We start from the raw sequence: 16,415 nt of genomic DNA, 5'->3' as shown, positions 1-16,415 counted from the left end.
GAGCTTGGGCGCGAAGATCTTCGCGATGAGGCGGGCGATCAGGTTCAGCGCCATGACGATCAGGATGAGGACCAGCGCGCCGGTCCAAGCACGGTTGAGGAACGCCTCCGCGTCGGGACCCTGATTGGCGTACTGCGTGTAGACGAACACCGGGAGCGTCATCATGCGCTCGCTGAACAGGTCGTAGTTCATCGAGGCGGTGAAGCCGGCGACGATGAGCAGCGGAGCGGTCTCGCCGATGACGCGGGCGATCGCCAGGGTGATGCCCGTCGTGATGCCGGCGATGGAGGTTGGCAGGACGATCTTGACGACGGTCAGCCACTTCGGGACACCGAGCGCGTACGAGGCCTCGCGGAGCTCGTTCGGGACCAGCTTCAGCATCTCCTCCGAGGAGCGGACGACCACGGGGATCATCAGCACGGCCAGGGCGATGGAGCCGGCGAAGCCCATCCGTACGCCGGGTCCGAGGATCAGGGCGAAGAGCGCGTAGGCGAAGAGGCCGGCGACGATCGAGGGGATCCCCGTCATCACATCGACGAAGAAGGTGATCGCGCGGGCGAGGTGCCCACGGCCGTATTCGACGAGGTAGATCGCGGTGAGCAGGCCGATCGGCACCGAGATCAGTCCGGCCATGGCCGTGATCTCGAGCGTTCCGACGATCGCGTGCAGGGCGCCGCCGCCCGCGTCGATGACGTTGCGCATCGAGGAGGAGAAGAACAGCGGGTCGAAGCGCGCGAGTCCGTTCGAGACCACCGTGTAGAGCAGCGAGATCAACGGCAGCAGCGCGATGATGAACGCTGTCGCGACCAGCGAGGTCACCAGGCGGTCGATCGCCTTGCGGCCGCCCTCGACAAGGCGGGACACCACGTAGATGGCCACATCGAAGAGGACGGTGCCCCAGAAGATCGCGCCGACGAGGCTGAAGTCGTTCATCGCTCCGGCTGCCTGGAGGACCAGGAAGACCGCGGCGAAGACGATCCAGCTGCCCACCAGCAGCATCCAGGGGGCGCCCTTGGGCAGCTGACCCGTCTGCAGGGACAGGGGCATCGAGGTGGTGGCGGCGGACATCAGTTGGCTCCCGAGAAGGCCTTGCGGCGGTTGACGATGAACCGCGCGACCGAGTTCACGACAAGGGTGATGACGAACAGGATGAGGCCCGAGGCGACGAGCACGTTCACGCCGACGCCGCTCGCCTCCGGGAACTGCAGGGCGATGTTCGCGGCGATGGTGTTGGAGTTCTGCGAGGTGAGCAGGAGGAACGAGACGACGGTCGCGGGTGAGAGCACCATCGCGACGGCCAGCGTCTCGCCCAGCGCGCGGCCGAGGCCGAGCATGGCGGCCGAGACGATGCCGGGAGCGCCGAAGGGCAGGACGGCCATGCGGATCATCTCCCACCGGGTCGCTCCGAGCGCGAGCGCGGCCTCCTCGTGCAGGCGCGGCGCCTGCAGGAAGATCTCGCGGCAGACGGCGGTGATGATCGGGATGACCATCACGGCCAGCACGACGGAGGCGGTGAGGATCGTCTTGCCTGTGCCGGAGGCCTGGCCGCTGAAGAGCGGGAACCAGCCGACGTTCACGTTCAGGAACAGGTAGAAGGGCTGCACCATCGGGGCGAGCACGGTCGCGCCCCACAGGCCGAAGACGACGGAGGGGACGGCGGCGAGGAGGTCGACCACGTACCCCAGCGCCATGGCGATGCGGCGCGGTGCGTAGTGCGAGATGAAGAGGGCGATCGCGATCGAGAGGGGCAGCGCGATCACCAGCGCGATCACGGCCGACCAGATCGTGCCGAACACCAGAGGGCCGACGTAGGCCCAGAAGCTCGTCGCATCCCCCGGGAGGCTGCCGGCGGGCGCCGTGAACGCGGGGATCGACTGCGCGACGAGGAAGATCGCGACGGCGGCGAGGACGAGGAGGATGAGGGAGCCGGCGGCGACGGTCGAGATCGAGAAGACCCGATCTCCGACACGCACCTTCGCCTTCGGGCGGACGACGGTCTCAGTTGCCATTCCAGGGGACTCTCTTCAGACGAGGGGGTTCGGCGGTGCGCACAGGGGAGATGCTAGGGCTCGGAACACGGTCCTGGTGAGTCGATACCCCGCACAGGCGGGGCCCGTCCCGCGGATGGTGCTGCGAGACGGGCCCTGCCGGTCGGACTACTTGATCGACTCGATCGCGGTGGCGACCGTGGACGCGAGCTCCGAGCTCAACGGCGCGGAGCCGGCCTGAGCTGCGGCGGCCTCCTGTCCGTCCTCGCTCGCCACGTACGAGGCGAACTGCTTGACGACCTCGCCCTTCTCGGTGTCGGCGTACTCCTGGCACACGATCAGGTAGCTGACCAGGACCAGCGGCCAGGCGTCGGCCTCGGTTCCGGTGCGCTCGATCTCGATCGCGAGGTCGTTGTCCTCGCGGCCCTCGGCGACGGGCGAGGCGGCGACGACCGCTGCGGCTCCGTCGGCCGAGATGGTCGAGAACGCGTCACCGACCTTGAGCTGGGCCATGTCCATGCCCTTGGCGCCGGACTCGTCGGCGTAGCCGATGGTGTTGGTGCCGTTCTTGACCGCGTCGACGACACCCGAGGTGCCCTTGGCGCCGTCTCCGCTCTGGTACGGGAAGGTCTGCGCGGCGGGAGCGTCCCAGACGTCGCTCGCGGTCGCCGCGAGGTAGTCGGTGAAGTTCTGCGTCGTGCCGGAGTCGTCCGAGCGGTGCACCGACGTGATGTTCGCGCTCGGCAGGGTCGCGTCGGGGTTCAGCGCCGCGATCTCGGGAGCGTTCCACGTGGTGATGGTGCCCTTGAAGATGCCCGCGATGGTCGGTGCGTCGAGCTTGAGCTCGTCGACTCCCTCCACATTGAAGATGACCGCGATCGGCGAGATGTAGACCGGGAGGTCGATTCCCTTGGTGTCGGGCGCGCAGGCGGCGAAGGTGCCCGAGAGCTCCTCCTCCTTCAGCGCGGAGTCGGAGCCGGCGAAGTCGGCGGCGCCGTTGATGAAATTGGTGCGGCCGGCGCCCGAGCCCTGCGGGTCGTAGTTGACCGTCACATCGGGGTTCGCGGTCTGGAACGCTGCGGCCCAGGTGGTCTGCGCGGTGCCCTGAGCCGACGAGCCGATCCCGGTGATGGTGCCCGAGAGCGTGGACGTGGTGGCGGAGTCGGAGCCGCCTGCGGCCGGTGCCTCGTTGGCAGCGCAGGAGGTCAACGTGATCGCTGCGACGGCAGCGACGACGGCCGCCTGGCCGAGACGCGAGAATCTCACAAGTAATCCCTTTCGGGTAGGAAAGCATGGAAAACAGAACGGGCCTGGTGCAGCCCGCCAGCGACAGTACGGAGAGGTCGTGTCCTGGCACCGTCCGCTCGGTGAACGTGCGGTGAACGGGGCGGCTCCGGCGCCGGGCGACCGCCTCCTAGGCGAGCGGCGAGTGGGTCTCGACCGCGACGATGCCGGATCCGGGATGCTCGGTCGAGAGATGCACCACGGCGAACCCGCCGGTGGGCAGCGCCGACGCCTCATCGAGGTAGGAGCCGAGCGGAGTCGCGGTGGCGAGCGCGATCTCTCGCAGGATCTCGTGGATCACGGGCCGGTGGCTGCAGAGCACGACCGACTTCCGCGCACGCACGCGCTTGCCGATCAGCGAGCGGATGTCGGCGGTGCCGCGCTCCTGCGCTTCCAGACTGATCTCGTCGCGCAGGCGCACCTCCCGCTTCAGGAGCGACGAGAGCGGAGCGATGGTCGACCTGCACCGCTTCGCCGTGCTCGACACCAGCCGGCGCGGGCGCCAGGCGGCGACGGCCCTGGCGGTGGAGGCGGCCTCGACCCGGCCGCGCCGGGTGAGGCGGCGGGTGGAGTCCCGTCCATCCCAGGAGGAGGCCGGCACCGCCTTCGCGTGCCGCAGCACCACGATCGCGAACGTCTCGAGCGCTCCCCGTGCGGCGACCCGCGCGAACTCGTCGACGATCGCCACGTCGTGCGAATAGGTCAGGTAGGTCCTCGCCCGCTTGAGCGTGACCCACTCGAGGGCCTCGACCTCGTCGTTGGGGAGGAAGTCTGAGGCGAGCACCGCCTTCTCGGTCACCTGCGCAGCCCAGTAGTAGACGGCCTTCGGGCGACCGTTGGGCAACGTGTACTCGGTGCAGCCCAGGGGTACGCCGAGGGCGACGGAGAGCCCTGTCTCCTCGCGGATCTCGCGCACCGCCGTCTCGGGGAGCGATTCTCCCGCGTCGACCTTGCCCTTGGGCAGGCTGACGTCCCGCCGGTGCGGCCGGTGGATCACGAGGAGGTGCGGTCGGCCCTCGATGATCCGCCAGCACACGGCCCCTGCTGCGTAGACGGTGCCCGTCACGGCGTCAGCGGCTGGAGGCCCGGTTGGCGGAGCGCGTCGCGGTGCGCTTGCGGTGGGTGATGTGCTGCATCAGCTGGTTCTGCAGGTCGGCGAGTGGAGCGCCGTCCTCGTCGAGGTGGTGCCGGGTCCAGTCTCCGTCGGGACCGAGCCACCAGGAGGCCGTGCGCTCGTCCATCGCCCGCTCGAACATGTCGTCGATCTCGCTCAGGTGCGCGGGCTCGACGATCCGCACGAGTGCCTCGACCCGGCGGTCGAGGTTGCGGTGCATCATGTCGCGCTGCCGATGAACACGTCCGGCTCGCCGCCGTTGACGAAGCTGAAGATGCGGGAGTGCTCGAGGTAGCGGCCGAGGATCGAGCGCACCCGGATGGTCTCGGAGAGCCCCTCCTGCCCGGGTTTGAGCCCGCAGATGCCGCGGACCCAGACGTCGACGGGGACTCCCGCCTGGCTGGCGCGGTAAAGCGCGTCGATCACTGCCTCGTCCACGATGGAATTGACCTTGATCCGTATGCCCGAGGGCCGCCCGGCGCGCGCGTTCTCGGTCTCCGTGGCGATCCGCTTGAGCAGGCCCTTGCGGAGGTGGCGCGGGGCTACCAGGAGGCGCTTGAACTTCTTCTCGATCGCATAGCCCGAAAGCTCGTTGAACAGGCGGGTGAGGTCCTTGCCGACCTCGGGGTCGGCGGTCAGTAGGCCGAGGTCCTCGTAGATGCGGGAGGTCTTGGGGTTGTAGTTGCCGGTGCCGATGTGGGAGTAGTGGCGCAGCACGCCGCCCTTCTCCTGACGGATCACGAGGGCGAGCTTGCAGTGCGTCTTGAGCCCGACGAGCCCGTACACCACGTGCACGCCGGCCTTCTCGAGCTTGCGCGCCCACGAGATGTTGGCCTGCTCGTCGAAGCGCGCCTTGATCTCGACGAGTGCGAGCACCTGCTTGCCCGACTCGGCGGCGTCGATCAGCGCCTCCACGATGGGTGAGTCTCCCGAGGTGCGGTAGAGCGTCTGCTTGATCGCGAGCACGTCGGGATCCGCCGCGGCCTGCTCGAGGAACGACTGCACGCTGGTCGCGAACGATTCGTAAGGATGGTGCAGCAGCACATCGCCGCGCGAGACCGCCTTGAAGACGTCCTGACGCTGGTTCGGCTCGCTCGGCGAGAGCTGGAGGGCTGTCGTGGGTACGTGGTTGGGGTACTTCAGGTCGGGACGGTCGATCTTCTGCAGGCTGAACAGTCCGCTGAGGTCGAGCGGAGCGGGGAGCTTGTAGACCTCCTGCGTCGTGATGTCGAGCTCGCGCACGAGCAGGCCGAGGGTCTCGTCGTCCATGTCGTCGGTGACCTCGAGGCGGATCGGCGGGCCGAAGCGGCGGCGCAACAGCTCCTTCTCGAGGGCCTTGATCAGGTTCTCGGTCTCGTCCTCGTCGACCTCGACGTCCTCATTGCGGGTCACGCGGAAGACGTGGTGGTCGAGGATCTCCATCCCCGGGAAGAGGTCGTCGAGCTGGTTGGCGATGAGGTCCTCGAGCGAGATGAAGCGCATCGGCTCGCCAGAGGCGGCGACGCCGGCGATGCGCACGAAGCGCGGCAGCATCTGCGGCACCTTCAGGCGGGCGAACTCGACCTTCTGCGTCTTGGGGTTGCGGACTCGCACCGACAGGTTGAGCGAGAGGCCCGAGATGTAGGGGAAGGGGTGCGCCGGATCGACGGCCAACGGCATCAGCACGGGGAAGACCTGTGCCGAGAAGTAGTCGTCGAGCACCGTGCGCTCCGCGTCGCTGAGCTCGTCCCAGCGCACGATGTCGATGCCGCCCTCGCGCAGCGCCGGCTCGACCAGGTCTTTGAAGGCCCGGGAGTGGCGCTGCTGCAGCAGGTGCGCCTTCTCGGAGATGTCGGTGAGCACGTCGACCGGGACGCGGCCGATGTTGGTCGGCAGCGCGAGGCCCGTGAGGATGCGCCGCTTGAGGCCGGCGACACGGACCATGAAGAACTCGTCGAGGTTCGACGAGAAGATCGCGAGGAAGTTCGCCCGCTCGAGCGCCGGCACCAGGGGGTCCTCCGCGAGCTCGAGCACGCGCTGGTTGAAGGCGAGCCAGCTCAGCTCGCGATCGAGGTAGCGGTTGTCGGGGAGCAGGGGGTCGGAGTGCTCCTCCTCGTCGTCGAAGTCGTCGTCGAGGTCATCGCTCAGGCCGTCTTCGAGAAGCAGGTTGTCGCCATCCATGGAACCATCCTGGCACCGTGCCCGGCCGGCCCGCGCCGCCGATCGTGAATGCTCGACGAACGGCCGAAGGGCGGCGCCTGTGGAGGAGGCGTCGTCTCAGCGGATCGGCGCGGCCCGCTGAAGGTACTGCACGTCGATCGCAGCGTCGGTGAAGCCGAGGGAGCGGTAGAGAGCGACCGCCGCGCGGTTCTCGGCCTCGACGTAGAGGTCGGCCGCCGTGCAGCTGCGCTCCACCATCCGGGCCAGGCCCGCGCCGAGCAGAGCGCGGCCGAGTCCGCGGCCCGCCGCCTCCGGGGCGATGCCGAGCACGTAGATCTCACCCGTGCTCGAGCCCGGTTCGATCTTCAACCAGTCATAGCCCACGAGCACACCGTCGGCGTCGCGGAGGAGGAGGACATCGCCGTCCTCGAACCACGGCTCCGCGCGGCGGGCGGCCAGATCCTCCTCGGTCAGCCGACCCTGCTCGGGATGGGCGGCGAAGACGCGGGCGTTCAGCGCGACCCACTCGGCCGGGTCGAGGTCGCGGCCGTCCGACAGGACGAATCCGTCCGGCATCCGCACCTCGGGTGCCGCAAGGGGGTCGAGCTCGAGGTGGAGGAGCGTGCGCACCGGCGCGAAGCCGTGCGACTGCGCGAGCGCGCGGGCCGCAGGATGGTCGCCGTGCGCCCAGGCGAGCAGCCCGGTCCGGCCGCTCGCGAGCACCTGCTCCAGAGCGGCGGTGCCGACGCCGACGCCCCGCCACTCCGGATCGACGACCAGCTCGAGCTCGCCCTGCCCGAGGATCGCCGCCGCCACGACCGCGTCGGCGCGCAGACCCATCAGCAGCGTGCGCGACCCCGCCCGGGCGTCGACGAGGGTCTGATCACTGAACGGGGGCTGCCCATCGAACCAGGAGGCGCGACCGATCAGGTGGTCCAGCCGCGCGGCGACGGCGGGATCGGCGAGATCCTCAACGGACAGGTTGAGCGACTCGCTCATTGTCCTCTTCGTACACGTTGAAGCGGTATCCGACGTTCCGGACGGTGCCGATGAGCGACTCCAAGTCGCCGAGCTTCGCTCGTAGGCGCCGCACGTGCACGTCTACCGTGCGGGTCCCGCCGAAGTAGTCGTAGCCCCAGACCTCGCTGAGCAGCTGTTCGCGGGTGAAGACCCGCGAGGGGTGCGTGGCGAAGAAGCGCAACAGCTCGAATTCCTTGAAGGTCAGATCGAGCGGCCGCCCGTGCACCTTCGCCGAGTAGCTCGCCTCGTCGATGACGACGCCGGAGGCCTGGATGCGCGAGGTCGACTGCTCCTGGGCGAGGCGGCCGATAACGAGTCTTATGCGGGCGTCGACCTCGGCCGGGCCCGCGGAGTCGAGGATGACGTCGTTGACGCCCCAGTCGGCCGAGACTGCGGTGAGACCGCCCTCGGTGAGGATCAGGATGAGCGGGACGTTGATCCCGGTCGTCGTGAGGATCTTGCAGAGCGACTTGGCGCTCGCGAGGTCCTGCCGCGCGTCGATGAGGATGAGGTCGCAGCTCGGAGCGTTCACGAGTTGCGCCGGCTCAGCCGGGATCTGCCGGGTCCGGTGGCTGAGGAGCCCCAGCGCGGGGAGCACCTCGGCGCCTCCCGCCGAGGTCAGTATCAACAACTGCGCCACGGATCCTCCAGAACTGGTCTGCCCGCAATACTAGCGGCGGGCCGGGAGGGCCGACCGCCTGGGGCACAATTGACGGATGAGCAGGGATCGGGTCGGGATCGGGGTCGTCTGGGTGCTCGCACTCATCGGTTCCGTGGTGACGCTCACGGTGGCCGCACCGGCGTCGCAGCAGCTCTGGCTCGCCCTGACCTTCGGCGGCTGCGTGCTCGCGACCTTCGCCGCCCAGCTCGCCGTCGCCCGCGCGGACGGCTACCTCCTGCGTGCGATGACCAGCATCGTCGGAGCGATGGTCGTCGTGGCGATCGCGAGCGGGATCGCCGCGTTCCTCTCCCTCTGAGCCGCCGTCTCCGGCGGGTAGGATGTCTGCATGCTTCTCGCCCTGGAACTCTTCTACCTCGGACTGCTCGGGCTCGCCTCCCTCGCCATCGTGTGGGTCTCCGGCGTGGTCGTCTACAAGCTCTACCGCGGCCAGAGCTAGCCGCACCGCCGGAGCCCGTGTGATCTCGCTTCCGTCGGGCCTCCCGCCCGAGCTCGTCCCGCTCTCCTGGCTGCTCGGCGTCTGGGAGGGATCGGGTGTCATCGACTACGCCGTCCATGACGACTCGGTCCAGGCGGAGTTCGGCCACCGGATCAGCTTCAGTTACGACGGGCTGCCCTACCTGAACTACAGCTCCTACACCTGGCTCATCGACGATGACGGCGAGGGCGGGCATCGTCCCCTCGTGAGCGAGACGGGCTATTGGCGCCTCAGCCGCGCTCTGACCGACGCCGACGCGGGCCCGGGGATGCTGCCCGGTCGCGGCGCTCCCGCCTTCCCCGATGCAGAATCGGTCGAGACCCTCCGCAATGCGGCGGGCGGCTTCGACATCGAGGTGTCGCTCGTGCATCCCGACGGGGTCAGCGAGCTCTATCTCGGCCAGGTCAAGGGTCCGCGGATCGACCTCGCCACCGACGCCGTGATGCGCACCGCCGCCGCGAAGGAGTACGCGGCGGCCACGCGCCTCTACGGCCTGGTCGACGAGCACCTCCTCTGGGCCTGGGACATCGCCGCGCTCGGTCAGGGCCTGCGCACTCACTCCTCCGGAAGGCTCGCCCGTGTCGACTGACGCCCACCCACCCCTCCTGGGCGCCGCCGGCGCCGTCGCGACGACGAGCACCGCCGAGCCAGGGGTCGCCGCCCACTACGGCGATCCCTTCCGCGAGCAGCGGGCGCTCGCCGCGGGCACCGCGCTCGTCGATCTCTCGGGCCGCGGAGTCGTGACCGTCACCGGCCCCGACCGCCTCACCTGGATCGACTCGCTCACCAGCCAGGCCGTCTCGCGCCTGTCTCCCGGCGCCTCCGCCGAGACCCTCCTGCTCGACCCGACCGGGCGCATCGAGCACGTCATCCGGCTGGTCGACGACGGCGAGACCACCTGGCTGCTGCTCGACCGGGACGAGACCGCGCCGCTCGCGGCCTGGCTCGATCGGATGCGCTTCCTCCTGCGCGTCGAGGTCGCTGAGCGCACCGAGGAGTTCGCGACGCTCGCGGTCCTCGGCGAGGGCGCGGCGCTGTCCTTCGTGCTCGGGCTCGGCGAGGCGCCTGCGGTCTGGCGCGATCCGTGGGCGCAGGTCCAGCCCGGCGGCTGGCAGTACGCCCTCACCGCCGAGCACCCGGGCGCCGACTGGCGGCTCCGCGAGGTCCTCGTCCCGCGTGCAGCGCTCGACGAGCTGGCCCCGCGTGCCTCCGCCGCCGGTGTCGTGCTCGCGGGGGCCGACGCGCTCGAGGCGCTCCGCATCGCTGCCTGGCGTCCGCGCCACGCGACGGAGGTCGACGACCGTTCGATCCCGCACGAGCTCGACCTCCTCCGCTCGAGCGTGCACCTGGCCAAGGGCTGCTACCGCGGGCAGGAGACGGTGGCGAAGGTGCACAATCTCGGCCACCCGCCGCGGCGCCTCGTGCTGCTGCAGCTCGACGGCTCCGACTCCGTCCTGCCCCGCCACGGCGATGCCGTCACGGCGCCGAAGGCGGGAGAGCAGATCGAGGTCGGAACGGTCACCTCGAGTGCCTGGCACTACGAGGACGGCCCCATCGCCCTCGCTGTGGTCAAGCGCACCGTTCCCGTGGACCTCGAGCTGACCGTCGTCGTCGGGGACGCTCGTGTCGCTGCCGCGCAGGAGGTCGTGGTTCCGCCGGGAGCCGGAGCGGAGGCGGGCGTGCCCCGCCTGCCCCGCCTCGGGGCGACCACGAGGTAGGCCACACCGTGGTGGCCGCACGTCCCGTCGAGCGGGGCCGGGCGGCCGAGCGGCTGCGCGGTTTCGTCAGCACCTCCGAGCTGCGTCCCGGCCGGGCTCTCACCCGAGCGGCCGCCTCGCTCCCCGCCGTCCTGCAGATCGTGCTCGCGGCGATCCTGGCCTATTCCGTCGCGCACTACGGTTTCGGGCATCCCGCACCCGTTCTCTCGCTCACCGTCACGATCTCGAGCCTCGGCATCGCTCGCGACACCCGCCCCAAGCAGGTCGCGGAGACAGCGATCGGCATGCTGATCGGCATCACGGCGAGCGAGATCCTGCTCCTGCTGTGGGGGAGCGGAGTATGGCAGCTGGCCGTCGTGCTCGCGGTCGTCGTCACGCTGGGCCGTGCCCTCTCCTCCTCACCGGGCTTCGCGGTCGCCGCAGGCACGCAGGCGATGCTGGTGATGGTCCTCCCCGCGCCCGACGGAGGGGTGTTCACTCGAAGCCTCGACGGGCTGCTCGGCGGGCTTGCGGCGCTGCTGTGCACGGCGCTCGTCCCTCGGCGCCCGCTGCGCACCGCCCGATCCGAGGCGCACCGGCTCCTCACGGCGCTGACCCGCACCGTCGACGGGTTGGCCGACGCACTCCGGCGCGGCGACGCCGCAGCCGCAGCCGCCGCTCTGGAGCGCGTCAGGGCGACCCAGCCGGTGATCGACGGCTGGGCGGCCGCGCTCGACTCGGCGAGCGGAGTCGCCCGCATCTCCCCGTTCGTCCGTCGCCATCGCGGCGAACTGGCCCGCCAGAGCACGATGCTCGGGGCTCTGGACCTCGCGACACGGAACCTCCGCATCGTCGCGCGGCGCACCGAGTTCCTCGTGGGCGACTCGGTGCCCCGGCTCGAGCTCGCCGCGGCCGTCGCGGCTCTCGGACCGGGTCTCGTGCTCCTCGGCCGAGCGGTCTCCGATCCGTCGCTCCTCGCCCTCGCGCGTCAGGACCTCGTGTTGCTCGCGACGACGCTCGACCCGCAGCGGCTGATCCCTCAGGCGCGGCTGGCCGAGAAGACGCTCCTCGTCCTCCTCCGCCCGCTCGTCGTCGACCTGCTGACAGCGACCGGCACGGGCTCTGCGGAGGCCAGGGCGTCCCTGCCGCCGCTGGCGTAGTCGTCGTCAGCCGCATCGTCCTCAGCCGGACGGCGCGATCGCCTCCCAGGCGACGGTGACCTCGCCCAAACGCCAGCGCCGCGGACCGCCGAGGACGGGCCAGGAGCTCCGCAGATCGCTCACGCTCGCGAGCCAGCGCTGCCCCGGCCCGTAGACGGCGAGCGGGGCGTTCACCGTCCAGGCCCGGTCCAGGGCAAGGAGGAAAGCGTGCACCGGCTCGCCCGGGACGTTGCGGTGGATCAGAGCCTTCGGCAGGCGCTCGGCCGCGGTCATCGGCGAGGGGATCGCGGCGAGACGGAGCGACAGGGTGAGCGAGCGCGGTCCCTCCCGCCCGATCTCGAGCCAGGTGCAGATCCGGCCGATCTCGTCGCAGGTGCCCTCGACGAGCACCCCGTCGGGCTCGAGACGGTCGGTCATCGTGCTCCACGCGCCGCCGACCGCCGCCTCCTCGTACTGGCGGAGGACATTGAAGGCGCGGATGACGCTCGCGCGCCGTCCCGGAGGAAGGGGCACCTCGAATCCGCCCCGCTCGAAGCGCACCCGGGCATCGGCCGGGAACGCGGTGTCCCCGGCTCGGACACGCTCGAGTTGCCGGCGCGCAGCCTCGACGCGGGCCGGCTCGATCTCGAGCCCGAGGACGTCGACGTCCGTGGCCACCCGCGCCAGCCGGCGGTGCATCTCGAGCGTCGTCACCCCGCTCGCCCCGAAGCCCAGATCGACCACGAGGGGTGCCTGTGTCGTGCGCAGCACCGCCAGCTCGGCCAGTCGCCGATCGACTCTGCGGAGGCGGTTGGTGCCCGTCGTTCCGCGTGTGACGGCTCCGATGGGCATGCTCTCCAGCGTATCCGCGGCTGCAGGTGCCGCCTCTAAGCTGGACGCATGTCCGAGACCTACACCCTCATCCTCGTGCGCCACGGCAACAGCGAGTGGAACCAGAAGAATCTGTTCACCGGCTGGGTCGACGTGCGGCTCACCGAGCAGGGCGTCGCCGAGGCGACGCGCGCGGGCGAGCTGCTGACCGAGGCCGGGCTGCACCCCGACATCGTCTACACGTCCCGGCAGACGAGGGCGATCCAGACCGCGAACATCGCCCTCGAGGTCGCCGACCGCCTGTGGATCGACGTGAAGCGCTCGTGGCGTTTGAACGAGCGTCACTACGGCGCGCTGCAGGGTAAGGACAAAGCGCAGACCCTCGCCGAGTACGGTCCCGAGCAGTTCCAGACCTGGCGCCGCTCCTTCGACGTTCCGCCGCCCCCGCTCGACGACGACGACCAGTACTCGCAGGCGCACGACGAGCGCTACGCCGACCTCGGTGACGCCCTGCCGCGCACCGAGTCGCTCAAGCTCGTGATCGAGCGGATGCTGCCCTACTGGGAGTCGGACATCAAGCCGGATCTCGCCTCGGGGAAGACGGTCATGATCACCGCGCACGGCAACTCCCTCCGCGCGCTCGTGAAGACCCTCGACGGCATCTCGGACTCCGACATCGCCGAGCTGAACATCCCGACCGGGATCCCGCTGGTCTACACCCTCGACGAGAACTTCGAGCCCGTCGGCGAGGCCCGCTACCTCGACCCGGAGGCGGCTGCCGCGGGCGCCGCGGCCGTCGCCGCCCAGGGCGCCAAGAAGTAGCACCCGCTCTGCGTGCAGGAACGGCCCGCCGGAGTCCTCGACTCCGCGGGCCGTTCCTGTCTGTCAGGGCGCGGTGCCGAGGTGCGCCGCGCATCGTCTGATCAGCGGACCGCGGTCGGAGGGAGGATCGCCGGGTCGTCCGCGCGTGTGGCGAGGCGGACACGGGAGTTCGCTTTAGCCGTTCGTGTCCCGCTCTGCGTGACGTGCCGTTTTGTCGGGTCGACCGCGGTCGGAGTCGCGTTCGCGCGGTGTGAGGCGGATGGGTGAATCGCGTGTCAGCGATTCGCTCTGGCCGTTCGTGTCCCGCTCTGCGTGACGTGCCGTTTTGTCGGGTCGACCGCGGTCGGAGTCGCGCTCGCGCGACTCCGACAATCGAACTCAGCCCCAGTCGCCCGAGATCAGGTACTGGACCTTCTTCGCAATCGATACCGCGTGGTCGGCGAAGCGCTCGTGGTAGCGGCTGGCCAGAGTGGCGTCGACGGTGTCGGCGGCCTGGCCCTTCCACGCCTCGCTGAGCACCTTGTCGAACACGCTGACGTGCAGCTCGTCGATCTTGTCGTCCTCGTCGCGGATCTCCTCCGCGATGCGGGAATCCTGCGAGCGGAGCAGCTCGGTCAGCTTGTGCGCGACGACGACGTCGAGGCGGCCCATCTCGACGAAGGTCGGGCGGAGGCTCTTCGGGACGACCTTGTCGGGGAAGCGGTAGCGCGAGAGCTGGGCGATGTGCTCGGCGATGTCGCCCATCCGCTCGAGCGACGCGCTGATGCGCAGGGCGGAGACGACGATCCGCAGGTCGCGGGCGACAGGGTTCTGTCGGGCGAGGATGTCGATCGCGAGCTCGTCGAGGCTGATCGCCAGCTCGTCGATGCGAGCGTCGCTGGCGATGACCTCCTCGGCGAGGGTCACGTCGGAGTGGTTGAACGCCTGGGTCGCCTTCTCGATCGCGATCTCGACGAGTCCGGAGATCTCGACCAGCCGCTCCTGGACCTCGGCCAGCTCCTGCTGGAAAACTTCGCGCATCTTGTGATCGACCCTCTCTACGGCACTCGCGGACGACGGCACCGGATCTGCGGCGCGCACCTCGCACGCCGCTGCGACTGCACTCCGTGGGCGCAGGCGCAGTCATGATGACGACGGCAGGTTAACGAACGGTGCCGGGCGCTTGAACAGTACTCGTCCCGCGGCGGATCGGCCGACGTCCGGTAGGGGGACGCGCGGTGGATGGTTAGCCTGGGTCCGTGGATTCGGGCCTTATCGTCGTGCTGTCGCTCGTGCTCGGCATCGCGATCGGGGTCGTCCTGACGACCGTCCTGACCGTCGCGGCCCGGCAGGGCCGGATCGCCGCGGAAGTGGCAGCCGTCAACCTCCCCGACGGTATCGAGGCGATCATCGACGCGGTGGGCGCTCCAGCGTTCGTCACCGACCCCTCCCACAACGTCCTCACGGCGTCGACCCGCGCGATCGCGCTCGGCCTCGTCTCCCAGGACACCCTCCTCCACCCTGATCTCGTCGCCATCGTCGACCGTGTGCGCCGCTTCGGCGACGACATCGAGCAGGACCTCGAGCTCACCACCAGCCCGCTCTCGGACGTTGCGGTCACCCTCGTGGTGCACGCCACCCGGCTCGGCTCGCGTTACGTGCTCGTGATCGCGGAGGACCACACCGAGGCCCGCAGGCTGGAGGCAGTGCGCCGTGACTTCGTGGCCAACATCTCGCACGAGCTGAAGACTCCGATCGGTGCCGTCGGGCTCCTCGCGGAGGCGCTCGACTCCGCTGCCGACGACCCGCAGCAGGTCCGCCGCTTCGCGCACCGCCTCACCCAAGAGTCGCACCGCCTGGCGAAGATCACCCGCGAGATCATCGAGCTGTCGCGCCTGCAGGCCGCGGATGTGGCCGGCTCCTCCGAGATCGTCCGCGTCGACGACATCGTGACGGCGGCGCTCGAGACCACGCACGTGCTGGCGGAGTCGCACGACGTGACCCTGGTCAAGGGCGGGATGAAGAAGGCCTACGTCGTCGGTCAGGAGAAGATGCTCGTCTCGGCGCTGCACAACCTGCTGGCGAACGCCATCCAGTACTCGCCCGCCGGTTCCCGCGTGGGTCTCGGGGTGCGCTCGACCGGAGGCATCGTCGAGATCGCCGTCACCGACCAGGGCATCGGCATCCCGGAGGAGGACCTCGACAGGGTGTTCGAGCGGTTCTACCGCGTCGATCAGGCCCGCTCGCGCCACACCGGAGGCACCGGCCTCGGCCTCAGCATCGTCAAGCACGCCGTGCAGAACCACGGCGGCGACGTCCGGGTCTGGTCCCAACCCGGTCGCGGCTCCACCTTCACCATCAGACTCCCCGAAGCAGACCCGGCCAGGACGCCGTTCACGGCGACTGCCCCGATAGGAGAACACGCGTGACCAGCATCCTGCTCGTCGAGGACGAGAGCGCCCTCAGCGAACCCCTCAGCTACCTGCTCGAACGCGAGGGCTACGACGTCACTGTCGCTGAAGACGGCAACCGCGCCGTCGCCGCGTTCGACGAGAGCGCCTACGACCTGATCCTGCTCGACCTGATGCTCCCCGGCATGCCCGGTACAGAGGTCTGCCGCGAGATCCGCACCCGTTCATCGGTGCCGATCATCATGGTCACGGCCAAGGACTCCGAGGTCGACATCGTCGTCGGGCTCGAGCTCGGCGCCGACGACTACGTCACCAAGCCGTACTCGACCCGTGAACTGCTCGCCCGCATCCGCGCCGTCCTCCGCCGCCGCACGGAGGACCCCGGCGAGGAGCGGATCGTCGTCGCCGGCCCGGTCCGCATGGACATCGAACGCCACACCGTGGAGGTCGACGGCGTGGAGACGCCCATGCCGCTCAAGGAGTTCGAGCTGCTCGAGATGCTGCTCCGTAACGCCGGACGCGTCCTCACCCGCGGACAGCTCATCGACCGCGTGTGGGGCAGCGACTACTTCGGCGACACCAAGACGCTCGACGTCCACGTGAAGCGCATCCGCTCCAAGATCGAGAAGACGCCGAAGGAGCCGGTGCTCTTGGTTACTGTCCGCGGCCTCGGCTACCGCTTCGACGCGTGATCGCGGGCTCTGGCGGGGTGATCTGCGGCGTTGTCGTCGGTTGCGATACCTCCGGTATCGCGCCCTCCTCCGCCTTGCATCTCACCCCACCAGAGCCCGCGATCCCCTCTGGTGAGCCTGCCGGGGGGTGGGTGGGCCGTCG

General features: G+C 69.8%; 15 protein-coding genes and 1 pseudogene. 7 read left to right on the top strand and 9 right to left on the bottom strand.

Annotation, left to right across the window (positions count from 1 at the left end):
• From pstA to ACH61_RS09570, 7 genes and pseudogenes are all read right to left on the bottom strand, one after another.
• Positions 1–1,068: phosphate ABC transporter permease PstA (pstA, locus tag ACH61_RS09600; protein ID WP_068211608.1), on the bottom strand; the 1,068-nt coding region annotated here is incomplete at its 3' end.
• A complete protein-coding gene (gene pstC / locus ACH61_RS09595; protein ID WP_068211606.1) occupies positions 1,068–2,009 on the bottom strand; it encodes a phosphate ABC transporter permease subunit PstC in 942 nt (313 codons plus the stop codon). The genes pstC and pstA, both read right to left, overlap by 1 nt.
• A 147-nt stretch (positions 2,010–2,156) precedes the next feature.
• On the bottom strand, positions 2,157–3,254 hold the full coding sequence (gene pstS / locus ACH61_RS09590) for a phosphate ABC transporter substrate-binding protein PstS (protein ID WP_068211602.1): 1,098 nt from the start codon (positions 3,252–3,254) through the stop codon (positions 2,157–2,159).
• A gap of 148 nt (positions 3,255–3,402) precedes the next feature.
• Positions 3,403–4,338 carry an NUDIX hydrolase gene (locus ACH61_RS09585; protein ID WP_068211599.1) on the bottom strand — a complete coding sequence of 312 codons (936 nt, stop codon included), beginning with the start codon at positions 4,336–4,338 and terminating at the stop codon, positions 3,403–3,405.
• Between the two features lie 4 nt (positions 4,339–4,342).
• Positions 4,343–6,546, bottom strand: a pseudogene (locus ACH61_RS09580) (RNA degradosome polyphosphate kinase).
• 96 nt (positions 6,547–6,642) lie between these two features.
• Positions 6,643–7,524: a mycothiol synthase gene (gene mshD, locus ACH61_RS09575; RefSeq protein ID WP_068211596.1), complete on the bottom strand. Its 882-nt coding sequence runs from the start codon at positions 7,522–7,524 to the stop codon at positions 6,643–6,645.
• Positions 7,496–8,185, bottom strand: a complete 690-nt coding sequence (locus tag ACH61_RS09570; RefSeq protein WP_068211593.1) for a winged helix-turn-helix domain-containing protein — start codon at positions 8,183–8,185, stop codon at positions 7,496–7,498. Before ACH61_RS09570 ends, mshD begins: the two co-directional genes overlap by 29 nt.
• A gap of 76 nt (positions 8,186–8,261) precedes the next feature.
• On the opposite strand from ACH61_RS09570, the gene ACH61_RS09565 reads away from it, so the two are divergent.
• From ACH61_RS09565 to ACH61_RS09550, 4 genes are all read left to right on the top strand, one after another.
• Entirely contained in the window at positions 8,262–8,522 is a 261-nt protein-coding gene (locus ACH61_RS09565; protein WP_068211590.1) for a hypothetical protein, read from the top strand.
• Positions 8,523–8,682: 160 nt separating this feature from the next.
• A complete protein-coding gene (locus ACH61_RS09560) occupies positions 8,683–9,291 on the top strand; it encodes a nitrobindin family protein (protein WP_068211587.1) in 609 nt (202 codons plus the stop codon).
• Positions 9,281–10,420, top strand: a complete 1,140-nt coding sequence (ygfZ, locus tag ACH61_RS09555; RefSeq protein ID WP_082845166.1) for a CAF17-like 4Fe-4S cluster assembly/insertion protein YgfZ — start codon at positions 9,281–9,283, stop codon at positions 10,418–10,420. Before ACH61_RS09560 ends, ygfZ begins: the two co-directional genes overlap by 11 nt.
• A gap of 8 nt (positions 10,421–10,428) precedes the next feature.
• Positions 10,429–11,559 carry an FUSC family protein gene (locus tag ACH61_RS09550; RefSeq protein ID WP_082845165.1) on the top strand — a complete coding sequence of 377 codons (1,131 nt, stop codon included), beginning with the start codon at positions 10,429–10,431 and terminating at the stop codon, positions 11,557–11,559.
• Positions 11,560–11,580: 21 nt separating this feature from the next.
• Here the strand turns inward: ACH61_RS09550 and ACH61_RS09545 are convergent, their stop codons facing one another.
• Positions 11,581–12,390, bottom strand: coding sequence for a methyltransferase domain-containing protein (locus ACH61_RS09545; protein ID WP_068211583.1), 810 nt, complete (start codon positions 12,388–12,390; stop codon positions 11,581–11,583).
• 48 nt (positions 12,391–12,438) lie between these two features.
• Here ACH61_RS09545 and ACH61_RS09540 point away from each other — a divergent pair, with 48 nt between their 5' ends.
• The gene (locus tag ACH61_RS09540; protein ID WP_068211580.1) at positions 12,439–13,191 is read left to right on the top strand and encodes a phosphoglyceromutase; all 753 of its coding nucleotides are present in this window, start codon (positions 12,439–12,441) and stop codon (positions 13,189–13,191) included.
• A gap of 378 nt (positions 13,192–13,569) precedes the next feature.
• On the opposite strand, the gene phoU is transcribed toward ACH61_RS09540, so the two are convergent.
• A complete protein-coding gene (gene phoU, locus ACH61_RS09535; RefSeq protein WP_068211577.1) occupies positions 13,570–14,211 on the bottom strand; it encodes a phosphate signaling complex protein PhoU in 642 nt (213 codons plus the stop codon).
• A gap of 218 nt (positions 14,212–14,429) precedes the next feature.
• Here phoU and ACH61_RS09530 point away from each other — a divergent pair, with 218 nt between their 5' ends.
• Together ACH61_RS09530 and ACH61_RS09525 are read left to right on the top strand one after the other, a co-directional pair.
• Complete coding sequence (locus tag ACH61_RS09530) at positions 14,430–15,599, top strand: sensor histidine kinase (RefSeq protein WP_068211568.1); 1,170 nt, start codon at positions 14,430–14,432, stop codon at positions 15,597–15,599.
• Entirely contained in the window at positions 15,596–16,273 is a 678-nt protein-coding gene (locus tag ACH61_RS09525) for a response regulator transcription factor (protein ID WP_068211565.1), read from the top strand. The genes ACH61_RS09530 and ACH61_RS09525 overlap by 4 nt, the downstream gene beginning before the upstream one ends.
• The last annotated feature ends 142 nt before the right edge of the window (positions 16,274–16,415 follow it).

This window comes from Rathayibacter tanaceti (assembly GCF_001634385.1).
Classification (GTDB): domain Bacteria; phylum Actinomycetota; class Actinomycetes; order Actinomycetales; family Microbacteriaceae; genus Rathayibacter; species Rathayibacter tanaceti.
The sequence above is the reverse complement of the archived record's forward strand: the minus strand, read 5'-3'. Positions and strand labels throughout refer to the sequence as shown.

Coding starts and splice junctions, on each gene's coding strand:
- pstC (WP_068211606.1), bottom strand. CDS start 2,009: ATGGCAACTGAGACCGTCGTCCGCCCGAAGGCGAAGGTGCGTGTCGGA.
- phoU (WP_068211577.1), bottom strand. CDS start 14,211: ATGCGCGAAGTTTTCCAGCAGGAGCTGGCCGAGGTCCAGGAGCGGCTG.
- mshD (WP_068211596.1), bottom strand. CDS start 7,524: ATGAGCGAGTCGCTCAACCTGTCCGTTGAGGATCTCGCCGATCCCGCC.
- ACH61_RS09545 (WP_068211583.1), bottom strand. CDS start 12,390: ATGCCCATCGGAGCCGTCACACGCGGAACGACGGGCACCAACCGCCTC.
- ACH61_RS09565 (WP_068211590.1), top strand. CDS start 8,262: ATGAGCAGGGATCGGGTCGGGATCGGGGTCGTCTGGGTGCTCGCACTC.
- ACH61_RS09540 (WP_068211580.1), top strand. CDS start 12,439: ATGTCCGAGACCTACACCCTCATCCTCGTGCGCCACGGCAACAGCGAG.